We start from the raw sequence: 22395 nt of genomic DNA on the forward strand, positions 1-22395 counted from the left end.
ATGAACAAACTAATCTGCAGCATATTGTTAATTGTTGGTGTTTTTGCCACTTGTTCAGCACAAGCGGCTGACGCGGCCACCACAGGCTCTGAGGTTGCAGACAATCCAGCCGCAAAAATGGCAGCATCAGAACCTGTCATGAGCGTCGTACCTGCCGACGAAGTAGGGATGATCCCAACAGGTTTCTTTGCAGGACCAGGAGAGGGAGATTTAGCGCTGGAAATGTACCGACAGTTACTCGGAGATACCGCACTTGTCGCAACAAAGTATTTTGAAAATGACCAATCTGGTAGGGCTGGAAATGGCAATATTACGCTGATCACATACATGCTATCACTGATGGCCGTGATGGGAATGATTGTTGGCGTCATACTGACAGCGTATTGGATGTTCGTTGGACTCATTAAAACAAATGTCGAAGGCGATTTTATGGGGAAAAAGTGGGACAGCTATATGGTTCCACTTCGTTCAGCTTTCTCTATTGTAGGAATGCAGCCATTTCCGGGCTTCGGAGGTTTATCGTTCATTCAAGTGTCAGTGCTAGGCATCGCCTTACTTGGCGTAGGAATGGGCGGGGCGGTATTAAAGTTTGGGTCACAAAAAATTGTCAGCGCACCGATGACTGACAGTATTAAGCCTGATTACATGTTGTTCTTTACCAATCTACTGGATTCAAAGATATGTAATGCCACATTTATACATAACAAAATCTATGGGCCAGAGTATGCGCAAATAAAATCTTCGACCAACACGTACACCATAACGAGCGAAAACCTCAAAAACCCTACCCAATACACAACACAAGTGCAAAAGTTTTCCGTTGGTGAAGATGGTGTTTGTGGCACCCTAGAACTTGAGCTATCAAATAGTGATGCAGTCAATAGTGCCAATCCAATCAAAAACCTGAAGACTAAGATGATCCACCGCATGAATAGCCTGCTCGGAGCAGAGATTTTGAATGCGTGGGCGTCGTTTGATGCAATTATTGGTACAGATGGAAATGCAAATTGGCTTTTCGACTATGATGCGGCGTTAGACATGCCTGAAGCGGTAAGAGCAGAGAAGCAGAGATTACTTGAGTCAGCTTATGCCCAGTTTGTAAGCCGAATAAATTCGGTAATAGACAAAGGGTTGGAATTAGAAGCGACGAATAATGAAACGACTGCAAAATTCATCGAAATGATTGGGGAGTTAGGATTTGCCTACACGGGCGCTCTACATTACCCGCTCATTATGAGAGCAAGTGCAGTAGAAAGCGCTGTTTACGGCGCACTGCCAGCAATCAGTATTGATGGACCAAAAAACAGTTGGTTTTGGGATGATGATGAGGATGCTTTCAAAGAATTTAAAAAATACAGCGATTCAGTAAAAGCGATAACAAAAGATTGGATTAAAGACCGTTCAACCTATGACCATTTTAGTGCCATGGAAATCATGGCTCAAGTGCAGATAGGTGATGATCCAAGCCAAGCTATTTCGGTTATTGGTAATGGCACAGTAAGTTTTCTGTCCAACATGTTTAGAGAAATCGAAGGCCAACCAGATCCCGTTCTCGAAATGGCTGCGATGGGCAGGACGATAGAGACAGCCGCAGGGGTTATTATGCTTGTGACTGTGGGCGTAAGCTCGGTTGGTGAAGCTGTCGCACCAATCCCCGGTGCATCGGTATTAGCGGGTATAACAAGACCGGTAGCAGGATTATTTACAACGGGCATGTATATGTTGCTCGGATTAGCTTTTTTCTATGCAGAACTCGTTCCTGCCATCCCTTATGTAATGTGGCAGATTGCTATCATGGGCTATTTTATGTATGCGCTTGCCACATTTTATGCCGCGCCAATGGGATTTGCGATGATGAATCACCCAGATGGCGATGATGCATTTGGGCGAGCAGGTAAAGGTTTCGAAATTTTAATAAATTTGGCAATAAGACCAGCTTTGATGGTGATGGGGTTTTTCACAGGGCAAGCGTTGTTAAAAGTGATTGCATGGTTTATCAACCTGACATTCTTTCCAACATTTGAGGCGATTAGTTCCAACGCCATGATGGGATTTGTCACAGGCATAGGCAAGCTAGCAATTTATGGTTTATTAATGCTGGTTGCATTCTACAAATCAAACTCAATGACTTGGGAGTTGCCAAGTATGATTGCTTCGATGATGGGATTAAATCAAACGCACCGCGATATGGGTGAGGATGAGGCGCAACAAAAGACCCTAGTAATGGCGGGTATGTTATCAAGCAATATTACGCAATTAACCGCATCAACAGGAAAAGGAAGTGGTGATAAGCCAACTGCGAAAGCAGAAGCGAAGGGTGATGGCGAGGGAAGTGGCAAAGATTAAGTAAAAAAAAAGCACTGTGCTAAAACAGTGCTTATCTTGAATTTGCAATTGGGTACTACAAAACAACTAGGTTCACTCCGAGCTCAGCACAAGTTTCTTTGAGTTGAGAAATTTGGCAGCTACAATCTGATTTAATCAAACTTGTGTCGATTTCAACAGTATCGTGTCCAGCACAAACAGACTCAGAAATAATTCCAAAAAATTCAAGAAAAATTAACATGTCGCGGTTTTGATCTTCCATACCAGTTCCTCCATGTAACGACATAATATCCGTGTGGTTTTTGAATTGATTTTTCACACACCACAATAAAAGCACCAATCAACCTGTCTAGCAACCAAATTGTAAAAAAAATGTACAATTTTAATTGTCGTTTAAGTGGTTGTATTTTAAAGGTAAGTTGGTAAATAAAAATATTTATGGTGATTTCTAATAAAAATAATTCGTCAAAAAATAAAGCATATGGCAAAAAAATGTCACTAATGACATAAAAACCGAAATGCGAATCATACCTACTTAGAGGGATGCAGGAGAAAGGAATGCAAATCCCAATTCTTTTAAATTTGATAATATCGAAACGGACTGATATACTTAAAACGTGCATGATAAGTTCATTTTGGGGAGACAGTGATGTCAAAATTACAATTTTTTGAAAAAGCGGTTAACAAGGCCATCACCAGCAAAAGCAGTAATGAGCGCCTAACTATTCCACTGCAAGTCGAGAGTTACAATATCGATCCTCACAACTTAGGTAACTCATCAGTCATGGGGCATCATTATTTCACGCAAGAGAAAATGGAATTCAGAATTAATAAATCCTCAAATCCAAACCAGCCGACCATAGCTGGTTTTAAAGCTTTAGAGGAAGGCGCAGATCCAAAGTTTGAGTACAGCGTTCCGAAGAACGGCGTCATTATGTTTATGGATTGCAAGAAACAAGAAGATGGCACGTATACAGCAGAGTGGGCAAAAAGCGCGATACGAAAAAATCACCAATCTATAGTCAATAGCTTCTCAACCGTTAAGGCCGTTAAACAATACGGTGACAAACCACCCTATATTTTATTTGACTCATACATTCCAAAATTATCTACCAGTATGAATTTCTCAAGCGTTAAGAGTGCCGACCAAATTAAAGCGCTCATTGTTCAAGCGCTAGAGCCAAAATTTGGCGTGGAAGGCAATCGCTCAATCGCACTCTTGCGCATTATGTCGAGTGATAAAGATGAAAATGTCATGACATTCGAAATCACAGGGATGAAAAAGTCTGGTGGCAGCGGGAAGCAAATAAATTGCACCGGCGAAGAATCGTTTAATCATTTTATCAAAGATGGCATGGGTAAAGTTATCTTTAAAGATGGTGCGATTGAAAATTTGTTGGGCAGTGATTTAACTGTAGAAGTTGTGCCTGGTGTCAGTTATTTCGCTGGGAAATCTGCATCGGAACAATATTTCTATACACCAGAAGAAATACAAGCTGAAAACAAGAGTGCCGATTTGGTGGGTACGCTCAAACCAAAAACAATTATGTCAGTGTGGTCTAACATGCTGAATAAAGTGGAATTAGTCAAAGATGACGCGGGTAATGAGAGTAAGGTACGCAAGGCTAAAGTGATGGATATGTACTTAACGACCGCACAGTTGGAAGATAAGACTAAATTAGTCACGGCGTTCAATACCGAAACAACCAGCCAGAAAATATATGATTTAAGCGAGTTACCTACCGAAACGTTAGCGAGAGTGCGTGGTAATACAGTAACAGCTGAAGACAAACAAACCAAAGAAGCACAGCCCCTGCGAATAATTCTTCTCCAAATGAAGAAAAAGGCAATAGCTCGACACAAGCAAAACCAAAGGTCGAAGATGATGATATGTCGGATATGAACTTCGATCTGTCAGAAGAAGACATGGCAGAGCTAAATGAGATAAGCCGCAGTATGAAAATGGGGTAAGGATCATGAGTCAGACAAAGAAATGGTTACACTTTCATGAGCATAATTGTTTTTTAGTGCCAGCTGTCTTGCCATCAAAAAGAAACGTACTTTTGATGGTAGGCTCGCTTTCAGATCCGCGCTCAAAGGAAGGGCTGGAAAAGCTAGGATTTAAGGCAACATCGGAAAACACCTATTATGCGACAAAATACTCTAAAGAAGGTGGGAAAGTAGAGGGTTTAGATATCAAAGCGTTTAAGACGTATTGGCCCTCTCTCACGCTAGAAGAAGTACCATTGGATTTTGTCTACAGACCATGGACGCTCGTAAAAGAAACATTGTCTTCACCGAGCAACCCAAAACCAAAAATTAAAAAAGTGGCTAATAAGCGCTCAGAAGTGGCGCCGGAGCCTAAGCAAGAGGTCACGTTAAAGTCGGAAGTAGTAAGGCTTCAACAATCAACATTCTTGGGACGTAATCATTTAGGTGAAAAAGTCTATGAAGATGCAGAAGGTCGTTTCAGTGCAAATGACGATCAAGGTGTAAATCAATGGGTAATGGGAACAGATGATGCACGATACCTATTTGCTATAGCCGCAGTACGCTACAACTCAACAGCAAAAGTGGATGGCATCCTTCAGTGTGCTGAAGGGTTAGTGAATGATTTACTGGAAACGAATCAAAAAATGACATTCGAGCAGATTGCGAGAGTGGCATCGGTTTGGTTTGATATTTCAGAAGAAAAACTCGCTGAACGTTCTGATAAAGGTATACCACTGATGATGGCTGTGCAAAGATCTGCAGAAACGGTCATCGCATCAAAACTTGCCGCAGCAAAAGCAAGTGCAGAAAATTTAACGCATGAAGAGTCGATTGTCTTAGTTAACAAATACACTCACTTACACACCATTAAGCCACATATCTCAAATGAAAAAATTCAACAGATAACTGGAAATGATTTCATTGCATTTACCCCAGAGCCATTACCAGTTTTCAGCAAGGTCGCAGGTGATTTTACTCGTGATATGCCTGAAGGCAGCAAGCTAGTTATACCTTTCGCATCAGTAGGCGGGATATTGCCTTTTATAGAGCCGCATTTGAAAGTTGAGCTTGTTGGGCATAAAGGTGAGATGGGGATTTCCAAATTTGGCAAGCCAACGTACTTCCCCAAAAATGTGAATTTTACTGAAAGAGATCTTCATAATGGCGCAGTAGAAAGTAAAAGCGCAGATTGTATGGTGTTAAACGCACCTGTCGGCAATCTCGCTTCGACCATCTCTGTAGACGGTGTAACAGTTAATCGCTATGACCATAAAATTGCCATCGAGTTAATACGTGCTATTAAAGATGATGGTAAGGCTTTACTCTTGGTTAACGTAGATGACCCCAGTGGTGTTGGCCATGTGAAAAATGAATCCAAAGAATTTCATGATTTTCTATACCAAAACTACAATGTCACAGCGAACATCGATTTTAATCCAGCAAATGCTAGTGCGAAGAGGATCTACGCAATCAGCGGTAGAAAACCCATAGCTTCTAGCAATGTTACCATTCCATATGAACTAAAAACGGTCTATACCAATGAGCAATTAATTAGCTGGGTAGGGGTAAAGGAAAACTTTATCTACAATGATGTAGATTCAATCGAGTCAATCATTAACAACCTCTCTGCTAAAGATATCCAAATAAATGAATACCAGTCCGAATATAGTTCCTTAAGTCAACTTGGAAATGCCAGCTCTAAAATACCCAAAAATCTGAGCGTTGCAGTGCGCCAAGGGTTTACCCGTTTCTTATCGGCTCATGACAACATCGATGAGTTTGTCGGCACTAAATTACAGATGGATAGCGATCAACTTGAGCGAGTGTTTACGCCTGAGCAGATAGACGCAATTGGTCTTGCAATATGGCGAGATGAAAATGGTTTAGGTTTTTTAAATGGTGACAAGACGGGCGAAGGTAAAGGCCGTGTCAATGCCGCAATGATCCGCTACAACATTCTACAAGGAAGAGAAGCCATCTTTATGACGTCAAAAGCGACGCTTTTCCAAGATATATGGCGAGACATTGTAGGTATTGAATCTGATAACCTGATAAAGCCGTTTCTAGTAAATGAAAAATCCAACATCATTGATGATAATGGAAATGTGATATATCAAGCCAATCAGCTTCAGACTGCAATGATGGTTAAGCAGCATAAATACCCAGATGACTGCAATTTGTTGATGGTGACATATTCACAATTAAGTCGAGCAACAAAATACGAAATGGTCAACAATCAAAAAGTGGCTATTCGTGATAAAGCGTCTTGGCTGCAAGCAATCGCACCCAATAGATTTGTCAATCTAGATGAATCCCATTTAGCATCAGGCAATTCCAACACCAACACTCGTATTCTAAATGTACTGAGCAATGCGTCAAATGTGATGTATTCGTCAGGTACATGGGCAAGGACCGAGAAAAACTTCGGCGTTTATTACCGCTTATTGCGAGATATCGAACCTGAAATCATCCAACAAGCTGTAAAAAAAGGCGGCAACGTATTGCTGGAAATATTCTCAGCATCATTAGCCTCTGATGGTGGGTTTATACGCCGTGAGAGTGATATTTCTAGTATCACGATTGAGCCCAAGAAGAATGTAGCCGATTTGCAAAAAAATATCGCTTTAAGCGATGCCTTTGCGAATGTGGCACAGGCGCTTGCGATTATGAGTGGCGGTCTGAACCGAGTCGTAAATGAGAAAAACCAAAAGTTAGCGGATGCGCTGAAAGCAAGCGGAAAAACGCGAGGCGTCGGCAAAGATATGGGTTTAAATTCGACTGGTTTTGGTTCGCTTTTATCTAATTTGTCGAAACAATTTGTGTTGGCTTTGAATAGTGATTTTGCTGCAGAGCAAGCCATAGAATCACTTAAGAAAAACGAAAAGCCGTTTGTGGCATTGGAGTTCGCAGGCAATTCATTTTATAAAATGATGTATGACGAACAAACTAAGCTCATCGCGCAAGGCAAAGCGCCAAGTGATTACACACTCGCCAAGCCATTACAATTTCGCGATTTGTTCACCATGACGCTTGAACGGTTGTTAATAGTGACTGATAGCAAAACCGGAAAGGTTGTCCCTGTTACTAGCCTCATGGAACCAAACAAAGCGCAGCAATTCAACAATCTGGTAAAAGAGATACGCCTTGAAATCGCCAATATGCCAGATCTTGCTTTTATGCCGGTTGACAATATACGCCACAAAGTCGAAGCGGCTGGCTATTCCTTTGCCGAAGTATCAGGGCGTAATATTCGTATAGATTTGCGTAAGGATGGAACATATCAGTTTGTGAAATACGAAAAGCCATCGCCATTGAGTGTGCGAAATGCATTTAACAATGGTGATTTGGATGTCCTGCTAGGCACCAAATCGATGGTCGATGGCGTCAGTATTCATGCGGATATTAATTTTAAAGATCAGAGGGTACGTCGATTAATTGAAGTCGAGGTATTCAGAAACGTAACTGATCGTGTGCAACTACTCGGTCGCGTTAATCGTCGCGGTCAGGTAACAAATCCAGTTGTCAGTACGTTGAGCTGTGGGTTGCCAGCCCAAGAAAGATTAAATGCAATGTCTAATTATTCGCTTATCAAAATGAGCGCAAACATGACCAGTAATCAAGACAGTGCATTGTCTTTGGATACCATCAACCTGCTAAATGAAGAAGGTGATATGGTTTGTCATAAATATCTCGAAGCCAACCCTCACTATATTCATAAGCTTGGCTTAAACCCAAGCGACATCTATGTCGAGAATATTACAAAATCAAGTGTTGAATCACTAGCGAGAAAATTAACGGGTCGATTAATCCTACTGCCTTACTTAGCTCAGGAAAAAGTGTATACAGAGTTGTGTAAAGAATATGACTCGAAGATCATCGAGTTAAACAATCAAGGCATCAACCCATTAAAACCCACATTTATGGATATCAAGGCTACAGAAATAAGCCGTCAAATTTATAAAGGGGTGCAGCGTAATTCCTATCCATCAATTTTCGATGAGCCAGTCAGTATTGTGGAAGTTGAATATCAAGAGGAAGTCAAACCATGGGATACAGACCGCGTACTCGATAAGATGGAGATGTCAGAGGCCTCTTTAAATAAAGATGCTCGTATCAAAGACGGCTCATTGGGTAACCTAGCAAATATCATTAAGGCTGAACTAGACACCTTGCTACTCGAAGCTTGCGACGGTGACCAAGACTTATTAGATAGCATCATTCTAGATCGAAATAACCGTTTATTTGCCAACGCATCAGGTACTGCATATAAGCCGATGCAATGGAATTCCATGCTTGATTTGGTGAATAAAATGGTAAATAGAACGGATTATCTAATGGATATCTTGCCGAAAATTAAAATTGGTTCAGTCATCGAATTACCGAATAGCTTCTATTCGAGTTTTAATCTGAAAGGTGATTGCGTGATAACCGATATTAAATTACCTGCGCAGGGTTCAGAACACAATCCATCGCAATATTCATTTACCGTAATCACCCCTGGTGATACAGAAGAAATGATATTGAATCTAGGTAGCTTTTTTAACTCAAGAGACAATTCGTTTGTCAAAGCTGCAGTGTTTGATGAGTTTTCATCACTCGCAACAGAGTTCGATTCATATCAACCCGGCAAAGTTTATCGCAACGCAGTCATGCTAGAAGGTAATTTATTCGCGGCAGCATTAGAAGCTGCAGATGAGGGGCTGGGTAAGCCAGTGACCTATACCAATGAAGATGGTGTAGAAAAAAGAGCTATTCTGTTAAAACACGATCTGACAGTTAAAGCCATGCTTCATAAGCCAGTCTTTATTCATAATCACAAAATGGCTGCGGATCACCTTAGAGATTCCAAAGATGGGTATATTTGTACCAGCGATAAACGGAGTGACGAAGGCGCTTTAACAATCCACATTTCAGCAACTAGAGACTCTTACACGCTAATGCTGTCATCAGGTGTGAGAAGAGCAAAGCCTTTCACTGATAACCAAGATTTTATGGATGCGATTAATGGCCGCAATGTGATGTCAACAAGGTCGTTTAACAAATTCGAGATTTATGAAGATGAACTCGATAGCGCAATGCGAGCAATGTACAAAATGGGCATTAAATTTAAGACCAAAGTAGATGGTGTTAAATGGATAAATCAATATGAGAACCACCAAATAAACGTGCAGTCACCATTGGTTCATCCAAAAAAGCATCAGCAGCATGCATCAACGATTAAAACTGCGTAAGGAATTCATCATGGAAAAGTTATTACAGTTAATAGCAACAATGGGCATTCAATTAGACGACAGCTTTAATGGTGTTTATGTGATTGAAGAAAATGATTGCCGATTATCGCTGGATAATTGGATTGATGATGAAGATCAGAGGTTTTCTATTGAATATATCGATCCTGCTATCGAACAAACCATTTTCGAACTCACAATCAATGAACATGGTGAATTCATAGAGGCAAACTACGCAGGAGACAAAATAGAAGAAGACGACTTCGAAAATGAATTAGAAGAAAGATTCAACTGGGCGTAAAGCTATGACTAAATTAGTTTTTGTCGAATCACCTGGGAAGATAAAGAAAATTGAGTCTTATTTAGGCGAAGGCTGGAAGGTCAGATCATCGGTTGGCCATATACGAGATTTACCGCAAAAGAAATTAGGGGTGGATACGCAAACTATGAGCCCTCACTATGAGCTGACAGAGCGTGGTGCAGAGGTTGTAGGGAAATTACGAAGTGAGGTAGCCAAGGCGTCTGAGGTTTATCTGGCAACGGATTTGGACCGAGAAGGGGAAGCTATTGCATGGCATCTTCAGCAAGTCTTTAATCTACCCGCCAATTGCAAGCGGATTGTGTTCAATGAAATTACCGCCACTGCGATAAAAAAAGCGATTAGTCAGCCAAGAGAGATAGATTTAGATTTGGTGCATGCACAAGAAGCCCGAAGAATACTCGACAGGTTAGTTGGATACACCGTTTCACCAATGCTTAATAAGTTGAACTTGTCAGGTGCGGTGAGTGCAGGTCGTGTCCAATCAATTGCATTAAAATTAGTAGTAGAGCGCCAAATGCTGATCGATGCCCATCAATCAGAACTGTACTTTTACATCGATGCAAAATTTGAAGGCTGGAAAGCGACATTTACGGGTGAATTAAACGCGCCAGAGGATTACAAAGATACAAAAGCATATCGAATGACGGATAAAGGGCTATGTGTCAGATTAACCGGTGCATTAAATCAAAATCCTGAATTGAAAGTTGCAAATATCGACCAAAAAGTAAGAAAAAAAGCTGCCCCAGCCCCCTTTACCACATCCGTTCTTCAACAAGCTGCGAGTGTCGCTTTAAAAATATCACCAGATGAAACGATGAAGTTAGCCCAAACGCTTTATGAAAAAGGCTTGATAACCTACATGAGAACGGATTCCGTCTTTCTATCAGAAGATTCTGTCAACTCGATAAGAAGTTGGATATCCAAATTTCAAGATAAAAAAGGGGTAGATTGGCTTTTACCCGATAGACCTAATCAATTTAAAGGTGCATCAGGTGCGCAAGAGGCACACGAGGCAATAAGACCGAGTGATATATTCGATATAAATCCAGATATTGATGGTCAGGCTAAGGCATTATACCAATTAATTTGGAAAAGGACGGTAGCCAGCCAATGTGCAGCCGCTGAGATAGATCAGGTAAAAGTAAAATTGATATCGCGTTTAAAAATCAATGAAAAAAATGTGACTTTTGAAGCCAAAGGCGAAACAATTCTTATACCAGGCTGGTTATTCATTTCAGGCCAAGATAAATCAGACGAATCAGAAGGTGACGATAACCAAAAGCTACCCAATATGGACGTAGGTTCGATTATTAAGCCGATACAGTATGATTTAGAAGAAAAACGGACTAAACCGCCGAAAAGATATACTGAAGCTGCGTTAGTAAAGGAGTTAGAAAACAAGGGTGTTGGAAGGCCATCAACATATGCCTCAATCATGAAGACCATCATCTCGCGAAAGTACGTAAAAGTAGAATCGAGATTGTTGGCCCCGACTGCGCTAGGTGTAGAGCTATATAAAGCAATCAACAACTCTAATTTCAGCTTTTTTGATTATGGCTACACACAACAGGTCGAATCAAAATTGGATTCTATTGCATCTAATAACCTACAAAGCAAGCAATTCCTACTCAATGAGTTTTCAATTTTAGCAAATGAGATGAGGGCGTTGAGCTCACAAACAGATCAGCACAGAGAGAATTTTAAGTGCTGCAAATGCGGTGGTGATGTCTATACAGTGAACGGAAAATATGGCGCATATCTAGCCTGCTGCCTTTGCATGCAAAAGCATGACAAGGAAGGTAATGCAGTCGTTCCCAAGCCTAAAAACTACATTGCGACCAAATGTAACGTCTGCTCAAGTGCCATGCTGGAACTCAATACAAAGCCAGATAACCCCAAGTATTTTAAATGTGAAAAATGTGATTATCTTGTCGGTGCAACTTCTGATGGGTGTATTGATGTCGCTAAGATGCCCAGAGTATCAACGGAAACGTGCGAGACACATAAAAAGCCGCTGCTCATTAAATTTAATGCAAAGGGCGAGGAATATAGCGTCTGCCCAAAATGCAAGCCCAAACCTTCACGAAAATCCAAAAAATAAACGGCATTCACATGCCGTTTTGAACAAAATTGTTGATGACAAAATAACCAATAAACAGCTTACAAATTGGAAAACAAATGCTATAGTAATAATGTACTTTTCATGTATCTGATTAGGAGTTTTCACCATGGCTGAGCTAAAAGTAGACACAAAAAATATTGATGATGAGCTTTATGAAGCGACACTGGATATCGCACTTGATACAGCAGCTGAATTAATGGTGTTGACCGGTAGCGATACCTTCAAGGCAGCAAGAGACTTATTATTAAAATCTTCATTAACATTGGCTGCGTCAGGTGCTGTTGCAACTGTCGCTGCAATGGGAACAAAGATTGCGACGGCATTTCAGCGAATGGATATTTCAGACTCGCAAACGTCAGCGGTGATGATGGTAAGCAATTTTTTGAATAATGAAGCCGTGTTGAACTCAGCTATGACGATAGGCACCGTGGGTACCATTGGGGCTGTTGCCGCGATGAGCGTAAAGAGTCTTGTTAATGCAGTAAATGACATATCAGTAAAAATGGACCCAACAATTATAGCGAAGCGCCAAACCGCCTTGGCAAATGCGTATGGTGAAATATTTGCCTATGGCGAAAAGCATTTTAACGATAGATCTCAACACAACATAGATGCCAGTTATGAGGTGTTAAGACCAATGGCTGAAAAAATAGGTTTTGAAGGCGATGATAAAGGCGATTTTGTTATTTATGAATGGCTGTCGAAATACACTGGTGAACCCATGTCACCAAATGATGAGGATGCGCCGAAGATTTTGAATAAAGACAAGAGGTTATAGTTAACCCTAGTTGCTCTGGATAGGGAACAGAGCAACTTGGTGCGTTATTGGGTGTCTGAATTAGGAACGTTCAAATTATCAGAGACAGTTTGGCGTAATTTTTTATCACAAGTAGAATGGAATGAAGTACCTTTCTCACGCAGTAGAGTAGAGTGTTTAGTCACTACATCAAACTTAGCAGGCTGACCTCTTATTTTTATTTCAGTGCCATCGCTAGTGCGTCTTTTCCCCGCTTTTCGAGGCTTTCTAACAACACGTTCAAACGTAATTAACCCGTCAATTTTTACTGTATCTAACTTTATGTCGAGCAATTGACAATAAACAGAATGAGTTAACGCTTTAAGGGTGTCGATGACTTCTTGCCTTTGAACACCAGATATTTCAGAAATCAGAGTGACTTGATCACGCATGCAAAGAGGTTGATTAAGATCAATCGAAAGTCGTTCTGATGTCGTCTTGAACAATTGAACGGTATTTTTGTTAAGTACGCTCATCCTGTTAATTCCCTATTTTAATAACACCAATAAAATACTATTATAATTTGACGATCAAATCAACTTTTGTGATACTTGAAAGGTGCATTGCGGGGTGCAATAACAGCGGGGTGACATATGCCAACAATTATTCAAGTCAATGGAAAATTTTATCCAGTTAAAGATGAAACTGTTTTAGAAGTTTTAGAGAAAGCTGGCATAGAAATTTACTCACAATGTCGGGATGGATATTGCGGCGCCTGTAAGTGTAAAACAACGAATCCAGAATCGGTAAAACACAAAGACGATATCCTAGCGGCATTTGATCCAGAGAGTGAAATCCTCGCTTGCTCATCAAAAGTCATTGATGGTGAAACGTTAGTGTTGAAAATGTAGGCCAATTCCATGAATCAAGACACCAAGTACATTTTTGAAACCGAGCGGATTAATTCTGACTATCTAAAGCAGGTGACATTAGAACCATGCCCCGACTGGATGATTGAAGCGTGCGCAGAATTTAAGAAGGATGCGTATTGCCACTTCAACACAATGCACTTGCAAGATGTGATAGTAAACCTATTGCCAAAAGAGCAATCACAACAAGTCAAATATGTGATTGGCTATGTATTGCGGGGTGTGCCGATTGAGCATGCCTTTTTGAAGATCGGGGATAAATATTTTGACCCAACTATTGATGTGTCCGAAACCCAAGACGATGAAATCTATGAGCTGTTATCACTGACCGCTGACGAAGTAAGGCATATGACACGCAAGTTTGGTACCCAAGATCATGGCGTTGTGATGTTAAGTTTACGTAATAGCGATGATTACAAGCATCTATTTAATTTTAATAATGAAGAATTGATGATTGATGCAATAAAAAATATGCTCGATAACGAGCAAGATCTTGAACATCAATTTACAGAAAACAAAATGCGTCTATGACAGCCAAAAGCAGCCTCTTAGAGCACATCAACGATGCCCAATATAGAGGTAACACCTACATTCAACTCCCATACCCTATTCAGAAAGTAGAAGACAGTACAATTACTCTTTATCGCGGTGGTGTGGGTTATACAGTCGATTTTAATGTAGAAATGGCCATTTTTAATGAGCTTGTTAGGATTAATCAAGCTCAATTGCCAGGTATCTCGCAACCAGTGTGCCAAATAGAGTCTCTGGATAAAGATCAAAACAGCGCAATATTGAGTGTTATCACGCACCCAATAACGATCATTGCAGGGAAAGCCGGATCAGGGAAAACGCGCACAATCATTGAATTAGTAAGCTTTCTCATTCATGAAATGCAAGTTGATGATAAGGAAATTCTTGTCTGTTCAATGTTAGGCGTAGTAGCGAATAAATTGAGACATTTAACGGGAGTAGCAAGCTATACCGTAAATCGATTATGCGGTTACAAAGATGATGGCAATGGCCGTTTCATTCCTAGTCGAAACGCAGACAATCCGATCCAATGTCAGTATTTGATAGTCGATGAGTCAACGCTATTAAGTAATGATCTTGCACTCGCTTTGCTACGGGCGTTGCCCACAGGAGTACGTCTGGTACTGGTAGGCGATGATGGGCAGGTGCAATCAATCCAGCGTGGGGCATTTTTCTCGGCAGTGGTAGGCAGCAAACAATTTTCGCAAATCCATTTAAAAAGTAATTATCGAAATAAATCGACAAATATTGAGCGTTTAGCCCTCGACGTTATAAGTGGTAATCCTATCAAACAGTTAAAAACTGCCTACTCAGATCATAGTTTATGCGTGATACAAACTGAAAATGACGAACAGACATTACAAAAAATACAACAAGCTATTCAGCGAGCTGGTCAAAATGGGATGAAAATGGAATGTGTTCAGGTGTTAACGCCAACGCACAAAGGGGTGCTAGGAACAGCGCATATCAATAGCCTTGTGAAATCGCAATCGAACAATGGGCAACTTAAAGTTATTTTAAATAAGACGAATTATCGATTGAATTTGTTTAATGGCCAGATTGGTAATGCGGTGATTAATAGCAAAGAGATCTGTGTTGCAATAAAAGGTAAGACGCTGCGATTTACCGATGAAGAAGTGTTTAACCGACGATTTGATTTGGCTTACGCCCTAACGCCACATCGAGTACAAGGCGCAGAGTTTGATCTGGTGATCGTCGTTATTCCATACAATTGTAAAATGATAGACACTAACTGGCTTTATTCTGCGATGACAAGAACCAAAAAAAGCCTTGTATTGATTGGAGATACGGGCTTAATTGAGCGGGTTAGGCCTGTCAGTCGCAGCACTTTTTTAGAAAGAATATTGGCAAATAGTGAGGTTTTAACTGTTGATGGCGATAAACTTTTTTAGTACATTATAAGTATAACTGTATTTAAAGAAGGGATGTCATGTGTCAATCGATTTCAGTGAGTCATTAGATGCTTTCGTTTACGTTTTGAACCAGAGCATACTATCTATAGTAAGTCCGTTTTTTAATCACTATATTCCAGCGTTAAGTTATAGCACTTACCTGCCAATCACGTATCTTTCTGTGTTGCTAATGATGGGTACCATATACCTGAAATTTGATATCAGTAAAGATAAGCGCTGGCGAATAGAAAGCTCAAAATCAGCGTTAAGCAAGCTAAAGGGGTTTGAATCACCGGCTCAGGTGTTTGCTTATCTACGTCGCATGGACCCGTTTACCTTTGAAGAACTACTATTGACCTCGATTAACCGCAATTCGTTTGTAAAAATAGAACGCAATAGCAAATATACGGGTGACGGTGGCATTGACGGACGATTCTACATAAATGGTAAGCTCTTTTTAATACAAGCAAAGCGCTACAAAGGATATGTAAAAACCGCAGATATCGAATATTTACATGAAAAAGCGCTAGAGCTAAACGCAGCGGGAGCGCTATTTGTGCATACCGGCAAAACACGCTCTGTTGCTTTCAGTAAATATACCAACGGCAAAATATTTATCGTTTCAGGACATGCTATGTGTACGCTGATACAAAAAGGTAAGTTGCCACGAGATCTGTTGAAGTTGGCGCAGCCCAATGAGGCCTAACATGTATATTCGTAAACAGTGGGTACAAGATGCACTTGCTTAATAAGTTTTTACTTATGAGCATTCTACTGTTTACGCAAAAGATTGCCGCATCCGATTTTGTTGAGTTTGTGGACGCTTCAACGAGCAAAAGCAATGCTCTGGAAGTGATTGCTGAAGATCTAGTGTGCGGCGATGTGACAACCAAAGTGGCCTTTGCTAATTCTATCAAATATTGCCCTGATGCCATCCGTAGCCAACGTGATGTCATAACTGACTATACGACCATCGCAATTCAAACGGATGATTTTGTATTAACATGTCTCATAGGACGTTACCATATGGGACATTTTAAGAAAAATTACGCCAATTACCGGGAGGCTCATCGGTTATTTAATATCAGTATGCGCCAAGGTAACTTAAATGCTTATTATTATCTGGGAGAGATCTACGAGCAGGGTTAGGTCTTAGAAAAAATGAAGAAGTGGCCTTTGGGTATTACACAATAAGTTTGTTAAGGGGCTATCCGTTTAATGATGAAACCAGATTGCGAATGAGAGTGCTGTATAGGTTGCTTAAACCAAACGCAGTGAAAGACATAAAACGGTTTATTAATGAGCAATACGAGTTGGTGATGAAAATAGATGCGTTAAAATACCCTTCGACTTTTATGGCTGGAATTAAAGGTAACTATCATAACAACTATTGTAATTGACGCAGCCTGCTGCAAAAAAAGCCGCCAAACAAGAGGTCAGGCGGCTGTAACAATCGAGGCTACAAGGCATGGAAACGAATTAATGTGGTTTAGGTGTGTTATAAAAGTTACTTTGTGCGCCATTGTCCTTTAAATCTTCTGCAATACGAGTTTTGACATTTTCACGCGCAGAGCGATTCGCAATATCTGTTAACGAAGCAGAAAGGAATTGATCTGGCTTTTGCCTAATGGCTTGGCACAAATCATCGACAGTCGCATCAAAGGGAGCCATAGAAGTAATTTCTTCCATGACACTGCTTAAAAAATGAGAGTGGGGCGGGATAGCTTCATTAGATTTAGTAAAATTCTCTAACGGCTTTATTTCTTCGCCACCTAAAAGATTTTTAATAGCCATAATTTTTCCTTAGCTACGAGCTGACAAAGAAGCGTGGTATAAAGGAACTTCATTTACGTTCCCGTCAATATTGGCCACCCGAAACGCCAAGGATTTCCTACTTAACAACAAATCAGATAGTTCAGGCGTGATGGTTAGCTGAATCCAAAAGCACTGAAAGCTGATCAGTTTTTTAAGTAAAAGCGTGTCGTTAACAACACGACACTCTATCCAAGAAACGCGAGTAAACCATTCCAATGGTTCAGGTACGACAATCGAGCCATCGTCGGTATCATAACCGAGTGTTTCACTAACTTCCTTTTCGCAGCATAGCACATGGCCAACTGGTGTAACTTTCCAATCAGCCATTTGTGCAATGATTAATTTTGTCACCCAGTCTGTGAGCATTGTGTAAACGTATACGCTCTGACTCTCGGATTGGGATAATGTCTGAAGTTTTTCCCCATAAGATTCAAGCAAAATCTCATTGGGATCAGAGTGTTTCAATGCTTCTTCCATATCGAGTCCTTACAATAGAGGTTGAGATGTTTCTTTAGAATGCTATACTGTACTATACTTATCGTATACATTAACAGTTAACTATAGAGGATTGTAGCATGAATTCTGAACAAAGTGTAAAAACTGTTTTAGAAATGGCATTCAATATTACTCAGCCAGAGTTAACGACGCTTAAGTGTGGTGATGAAATGTGGCCATTAAAGATGGGGATGACGAAGTTAGAGCCCTTTTTAATGAGCTATTGCACAGCCATTCACAAGTTGCTCAATATCACTACGCAGATTAATAGTTCGGTTGTCGCGGTTAATGAAGATGAGTTTGAGGTTATGTATCAGGAACACGATGAGTTAGATTTAGCGACGTTTCTATTAATAGCGGTTGACGGTGTAGATCAAGTTTTAGAATGCTCGGAAGTAAATAATGAAACGATTGATGTCAGTCAATTAATACAGGCATTCAGCCCAAAAAATCTAGGGATAGTACCAGGAGAGCTATTAGACAGTAATCGGCTGCAGCAAGGGCTGATTTCAAGTATTTTGAAGGAAGCCGGAGTATTACCTATCAAAACGGCAAGAAAGATTGCATTGAAGATGGTTGATAATATAACCGAGCAGAATTCATTAAGTGGGCCTGCGCTATGACATCCGCACTGAGCCAATTTGAAAATGCCATTAGCAAAAAGAAATCATCAGGTGTGACGATTTCTAAGCTGACATTTGAATCCATTGGCACAGCATTAAATACCGTTGTTAATTCTTCTGAATGTAACTCGGTTGAGGATAGGGCGCATCTACTTAAAACAATCATAGATCAATCTGGTATTTTACAACGAAAATTAAAAGACGCTGGTGTCGAGCTGGATGACAGTGCAGCCATGGAGTTAATTTGCAGTATAGGTGATAAAACAGGGGTATATGATTGTGAAATGATGTGTAAAGTGTATCCGATCATCGATTTTATAACGGGCCACTTAAATGATGAACAAGACATAGAACGATATAGTTTTACGCAAAAATCACAACTGCAAACCATCACTCGCCTAATCCCAATCATTTCACGCACTTTTTCAGATTACACAAACGAAAGAAATTTATTCTTGAGCGTATTAGACGCGATAGAGCGAGCGATCACATATCTCATCAAGACCTGCAATCTCAATTGTGACCTTACTGATGAAAGCAATATTTATCTTAATGCTTGCACCGAGTTATACATTTCGACAGTCAAATCCTTCCTTGAAGAAAATAATAAAAAACATCTATTACAAGATGATTTAAAGCAGATTAGAACACAATACGCGAAGAATATTGGTTTACTCATCTTGAGCCTGCAAAGTTCACGGTTTATGAGGGATAGCCAATGATGCTGCGAAGGAAAATGTTGGCAATAATGCTCGGCGGCATGTTAGGTGCTGCGGTCAACATATTCCCTAAAAAAGCACACGCCAATCCGTTAGATGATTTGTTTAAAGAAGCGTTGAAATACATTGCCGATATCATCATCAAATATTACGGCCAGCGTTGGTATGAGAACACAAAAGAACAAATTGGTGACTGGGGTGAATTCAACCAAGATAAAACAGTAGAAGAAGAAAACACCCTCAGAATCGATTATGCCAGATTAGGAGATGCCATTAACGCCACAGAAAAAGAGTTAGCTAACCGTGAATTAATGGCTGACACGGAGCCTACGCCGCTAAATTGTGTTGGTGGCGAGGCAACCGCTCTCAAACAAGCTTCAAAGGAAAGTGTGGTTAAAGAGAAAGTCACTCGTTCAAACAATCGTAATCCAAATGTAAAAACAAGTGGCAATAACAGTCCAATTGACATCGATGATTATGATACTGGCTTGCATACTGATGATGGTGAGGAATTGAGTGAAAAGATCGGTTCTGCTTGTGAATATTTAATGAATGGCATTGGTTATACACAAGACGAACTAGAGACTATCAATGGGTTTATGAGTGCCAATTTGCCAGTGATGCCGCAGATAAATTTAATCGGTGAAGGAGCAAGAGCAGATAGAAAAAATGCGAAGAGAGCTACTAGGATTGCCCAGATAAACACAATTAAATCAGCATTAGATCATCTATTAGCCAAAAGAACAAAACATCAAACGTCGGGGTTAGATGCGCGATTGGAGGACTTAGCCAAACATTATTATCGTGATGGCAACTCAGCGTATGGATTAAGTGATGCGGAAATACTGCAAATAAATGTCGATTTATATACCAAGAATAAAGAACTCAACAATAAGGTTAATGGTGAAAGTGGCTTTGTGAGTTATGTACCCGTTGGGATATTGCTCAGTGAAATGAAATCGGTAGAAAACAAGCTACTGGCTGAAATCAATGAAATAGACCAAGAGCTGAACAAATTGATGGCGATACAAAGTTTACTCAGTGTGGAGGCCGATTAATGAAAAACGCGCCGGTATGCACATCTAGAAGACGTTTCTTTAAAGTACCAATCGCCTTGGTAGCAGGCGTAACGCTTGCTTCATACAGCAAACCCTCAAATGCAGATCCAATTCAACTAATCGTGCAGGCCATGGCAGAAGCAGCAAAATTAGCGCTTGATACTGCCATTGAGCAAATAGAAGCCATGATGTCAGACATTTGGAATACCGCATTTAAGACTGATTCAACAAAAATCGCAAAAGTGGGTGATGCGATAAACACAACTAAAGTCGAGCTGTTTAATCAGAAGATAATCAGAAGAACTATGCCTGCTCCACGCAGTTGCGACATGGATAATCAGATAGATAAAAACAGAAATGTCTCCACTGACTTTGGTGAGTATATGCGTGGTGAACGCAAAAGCCGAAGTGCAATAGAAAGAATACTCGGTGACAACCGAAGCTATGCGGCAGGTATTCGTGATGTATTTAGAGATAACAATATCAATGTATTTGAAGCGTTAAGTGATGGTGGATTAGTTCTTAGCCCGACCAGTTTATTTGGGAGTGTGACCAAGCCACTCACGCAAAAGGAAGAGCAGACGTATCGAATGACTGTGCAAAACCTAATAGGTATAGAAGGTTCATCGGACGAAACAGTATCCGCAAATGAAGGTACCAGTGGAAAGCTAAAAAGAAAAAATTTCATCAAAAAAGCAAATACCAAAGCATTAGCGCTGACGGTATTCGAAATCGATATCGCGAAATTGAATACAGGTGTTTATAGCGCTTACTACGAACAAATTAATGAAACATATTTCAGTGCGCAATGGCGAATAGATACCGCTGCAGTGGCCGACATGGTACCTGCCAGTATCAATCTGTACAACCAAACCACCGCAAAGCTTGATCTGTTAACCCATTTATTAAGATTGAAAGAGCAAACGCTGGTTTTAACTTTAATCAAATCGCTTCAGGAGTTGGCATGAGTAATAAACAATCACCAATAATCGATTCTGAACCTCATGCGACTGACAATGAAAGCATACAGGATCTGCATGCTGAAAAAGTTAGCGCACAGCTAAATGGCTATTTAGAGCAACTTGAGTCGATGAAGCACGATAAGAAAAATGGTCATGCGTCGAATGATATTGCCCAAATAACGGCAATCGTAGCCGGTATGATTCTGTTAATGCAGTCTAATCACGCAGATGCCGCTAGCCTGTCTGATTTGATTAAAAAGTTTGCTAAAGAGATATCGAAAACATTAACCGATCAGTTGACGCCAATGTTTGAGGGGATCATGGCAATTTTCTCTGGCGATTGGGGGGCGCTCATGCAAGAAGAGGGCGATAAAACAACAGTGACTATCGCCAAAACAGGGGATGCTATCAATCAGGTGGCCAAAACAATAGAGCAAGAACGACTCAAACGGGAGACTGCACCAAGACCGAATGCTTGCGATTTAGATGATGCTGCGCAAAAAGAATCGAGTGTCAAAGAGACAGCAAAAGGGACCGCAGCACAAAAGAAGAATGGAAATGTACAGCGTTATGCCGAGACAACACCAGACAACAAAAAACCAGGGCTAAATACCGCTGCAGCTAAAATCAATGACCCAGCAACGGATATTACGGAAGTGCTTAATCCATCGGTGCTTGATAAAAGCAAATTGTCAGATGAAGAAGTAGAGAAAGCCGAAGTGTATGTTGAAATGCTCAAGGCAACGGCCAGTGATGGGGTGTCGATCAGAAAACATAACCCAGAAATGAGTCATCCATCATTGAGAGCTCAAGCTAAAAACGCAAGCAAAATCACACATATTGAGCTAGCAACATCGGTGTTTGTTGATGATATTCAGCGTAAAAAAGTGGTAGATGGTGAAGAGTCTGAATACTCACTTTTGGAAAAGCAAATCACAGATACTTATTACAGTGAAACTTGGCGAGAAGGGATTAATTCACTTGCTGCGCCTACGCCTTTACTCATCGATTTAGCAATGCAAACTGCAACGACAAATAAACTGTTATTCGACATGGCGCAGAATCAGATGACGCAAAACAAGTTACTAGCGTCGTTAATTCTCAAAGCAAACGAAAGAGGTTAATA

Annotated in this window: 20 protein-coding genes; 16 read left to right on the forward strand and 4 right to left on the reverse strand. The window is 40.5% G+C overall.

What is annotated here, in order from left to right; all coding sequences use genetic code 11:
* Positions 1–138 precede the first annotated feature (138 nt).
* Positions 139–2346, forward strand: a complete 2208-nt coding sequence (locus HBH39_RS18600) for a DotA/TraY family protein (RefSeq protein WP_208764225.1) — start codon at positions 139–141, stop codon at positions 2344–2346.
* A 55-nt stretch (positions 2347–2401) separates the two neighbouring features.
* Here the strand turns inward: HBH39_RS18600 and HBH39_RS18605 are convergent, their stop codons facing one another.
* The gene (locus HBH39_RS18605) at positions 2402–2587 is read right to left on the reverse strand and encodes a hypothetical protein (protein ID WP_167680316.1); all 186 of its coding nucleotides are present in this window, start codon (positions 2585–2587) and stop codon (positions 2402–2404) included.
* A gap of 387 nt (positions 2588–2974) precedes the next feature.
* On the opposite strand from HBH39_RS18605, the gene HBH39_RS18610 reads away from it, so the two are divergent.
* The 5 genes from HBH39_RS18610 (at position 2975) to HBH39_RS18630 (ending at position 12767) form a co-directional block, all read left to right on the forward strand.
* A complete protein-coding gene (locus HBH39_RS18610; protein WP_167680317.1) occupies positions 2975–4228 on the forward strand; it encodes a hypothetical protein in 1254 nt (417 codons plus the stop codon).
* Between the two features lie 73 nt (positions 4229–4301).
* Complete coding sequence (locus HBH39_RS18615; protein ID WP_167680318.1) at positions 4302–9548, forward strand: strawberry notch-like NTP hydrolase domain-containing protein; 5247 nt, start codon at positions 4302–4304, stop codon at positions 9546–9548.
* Positions 9549–9558: 10 nt separating this feature from the next.
* Positions 9559–9846: a hypothetical protein gene (locus tag HBH39_RS18620; RefSeq protein WP_167680319.1), complete on the forward strand. Its 288-nt coding sequence runs from the start codon at positions 9559–9561 to the stop codon at positions 9844–9846.
* Between the two features lie 4 nt (positions 9847–9850).
* Entirely contained in the window at positions 9851–11968 is a 2118-nt protein-coding gene (topA, locus tag HBH39_RS18625; RefSeq protein WP_167680320.1) for a type I DNA topoisomerase, read from the forward strand.
* Positions 11969–12095: 127 nt separating this feature from the next.
* Positions 12096–12767 (forward strand): hypothetical protein, encoded by a 672-nt coding sequence (locus HBH39_RS18630; protein ID WP_167680321.1) that lies wholly within the window; start codon positions 12096–12098, stop codon positions 12765–12767.
* 44 nt (positions 12768–12811) lie between these two features.
* On the opposite strand, the gene HBH39_RS18635 is transcribed toward HBH39_RS18630, so the two are convergent.
* Positions 12812–13261 carry an HU family DNA-binding protein gene (locus HBH39_RS18635; RefSeq protein WP_167680322.1) on the reverse strand — a complete coding sequence of 150 codons (450 nt, stop codon included), beginning with the start codon at positions 13259–13261 and terminating at the stop codon, positions 12812–12814.
* Positions 13262–13378: 117 nt separating this feature from the next.
* Here HBH39_RS18635 and HBH39_RS18640 point away from each other — a divergent pair, with 117 nt between their 5' ends.
* The 5 genes from HBH39_RS18640 to HBH39_RS18660 all read left to right on the forward strand — a co-directional run bounded on the left by HBH39_RS18640 (position 13379) and on the right by HBH39_RS18660 (position 16746).
* On the forward strand, positions 13379–13636 hold the full coding sequence (locus HBH39_RS18640) for a 2Fe-2S iron-sulfur cluster-binding protein (RefSeq protein WP_167680323.1): 258 nt from the start codon (positions 13379–13381) through the stop codon (positions 13634–13636).
* Between the two features lie 9 nt (positions 13637–13645).
* Complete coding sequence (locus tag HBH39_RS18645; RefSeq protein WP_167680324.1) at positions 13646–14185, forward strand: hypothetical protein; 540 nt, start codon at positions 13646–13648, stop codon at positions 14183–14185.
* Between the two features lie 152 nt (positions 14186–14337).
* The gene (locus HBH39_RS18650; RefSeq protein ID WP_167680325.1) at positions 14338–15597 is read left to right on the forward strand and encodes an ATP-dependent DNA helicase; all 1260 of its coding nucleotides are present in this window, start codon (positions 14338–14340) and stop codon (positions 15595–15597) included.
* Positions 15598–15637: 40 nt separating this feature from the next.
* Positions 15638–16303, forward strand: a complete 666-nt coding sequence (locus tag HBH39_RS18655; RefSeq protein ID WP_167680326.1) for a restriction endonuclease — start codon at positions 15638–15640, stop codon at positions 16301–16303.
* A gap of 29 nt (positions 16304–16332) precedes the next feature.
* The gene (locus HBH39_RS18660; protein ID WP_167680327.1) at positions 16333–16746 is read left to right on the forward strand and encodes a hypothetical protein; all 414 of its coding nucleotides are present in this window, start codon (positions 16333–16335) and stop codon (positions 16744–16746) included.
* Positions 16747–17076: 330 nt separating this feature from the next.
* Here HBH39_RS18660 and HBH39_RS18665 read toward each other — a convergent pair whose 3' ends face one another.
* The gene (locus tag HBH39_RS18665) at positions 17077–17391 is read right to left on the reverse strand and encodes a hypothetical protein (protein ID WP_167680328.1); all 315 of its coding nucleotides are present in this window, start codon (positions 17389–17391) and stop codon (positions 17077–17079) included.
* A 9-nt stretch (positions 17392–17400) separates the two neighbouring features.
* A complete protein-coding gene (locus tag HBH39_RS18670) occupies positions 17401–17889 on the reverse strand; it encodes a hypothetical protein (protein WP_167680329.1) in 489 nt (162 codons plus the stop codon).
* Positions 17890–17987: 98 nt separating this feature from the next.
* Here HBH39_RS18670 and HBH39_RS18675 point away from each other — a divergent pair, with 98 nt between their 5' ends.
* Genes HBH39_RS18675 through HBH39_RS18695 form a run of 5 tightly spaced genes read left to right on the forward strand, consistent with a single transcriptional unit; the run spans position 17988 to position 22393 of the window.
* Positions 17988–18530, forward strand: a complete 543-nt coding sequence (locus HBH39_RS18675) for a hypothetical protein (RefSeq protein WP_167680330.1) — start codon at positions 17988–17990, stop codon at positions 18528–18530.
* Positions 18527–19252 carry a hypothetical protein gene (locus tag HBH39_RS18680; protein WP_167680331.1) on the forward strand — a complete coding sequence of 242 codons (726 nt, stop codon included), beginning with the start codon at positions 18527–18529 and terminating at the stop codon, positions 19250–19252. Before HBH39_RS18675 ends, HBH39_RS18680 begins: the two co-directional genes overlap by 4 nt.
* A 38-nt stretch (positions 19253–19290) precedes the next feature.
* Positions 19291–20307, forward strand: coding sequence for a hypothetical protein (locus HBH39_RS18685; RefSeq protein ID WP_167680332.1), 1017 nt, complete (start codon positions 19291–19293; stop codon positions 20305–20307).
* Entirely contained in the window at positions 20307–21275 is a 969-nt protein-coding gene (locus tag HBH39_RS18690) for a hypothetical protein (protein ID WP_167680333.1), read from the forward strand. Before HBH39_RS18685 ends, HBH39_RS18690 begins: the two co-directional genes overlap by 1 nt.
* Complete coding sequence (locus tag HBH39_RS18695; protein ID WP_167680334.1) at positions 21272–22393, forward strand: hypothetical protein; 1122 nt, start codon at positions 21272–21274, stop codon at positions 22391–22393. The genes HBH39_RS18690 and HBH39_RS18695 overlap by 4 nt, the downstream gene beginning before the upstream one ends.
* The last annotated feature ends 2 nt before the right edge of the window (positions 22394–22395 follow it).

It is taken from the genome of Shewanella aestuarii, from assembly GCF_011765625.1.
In the GTDB taxonomy this organism is placed as follows: domain Bacteria; phylum Pseudomonadota; class Gammaproteobacteria; order Enterobacterales; family Shewanellaceae; genus Shewanella; species Shewanella aestuarii_A.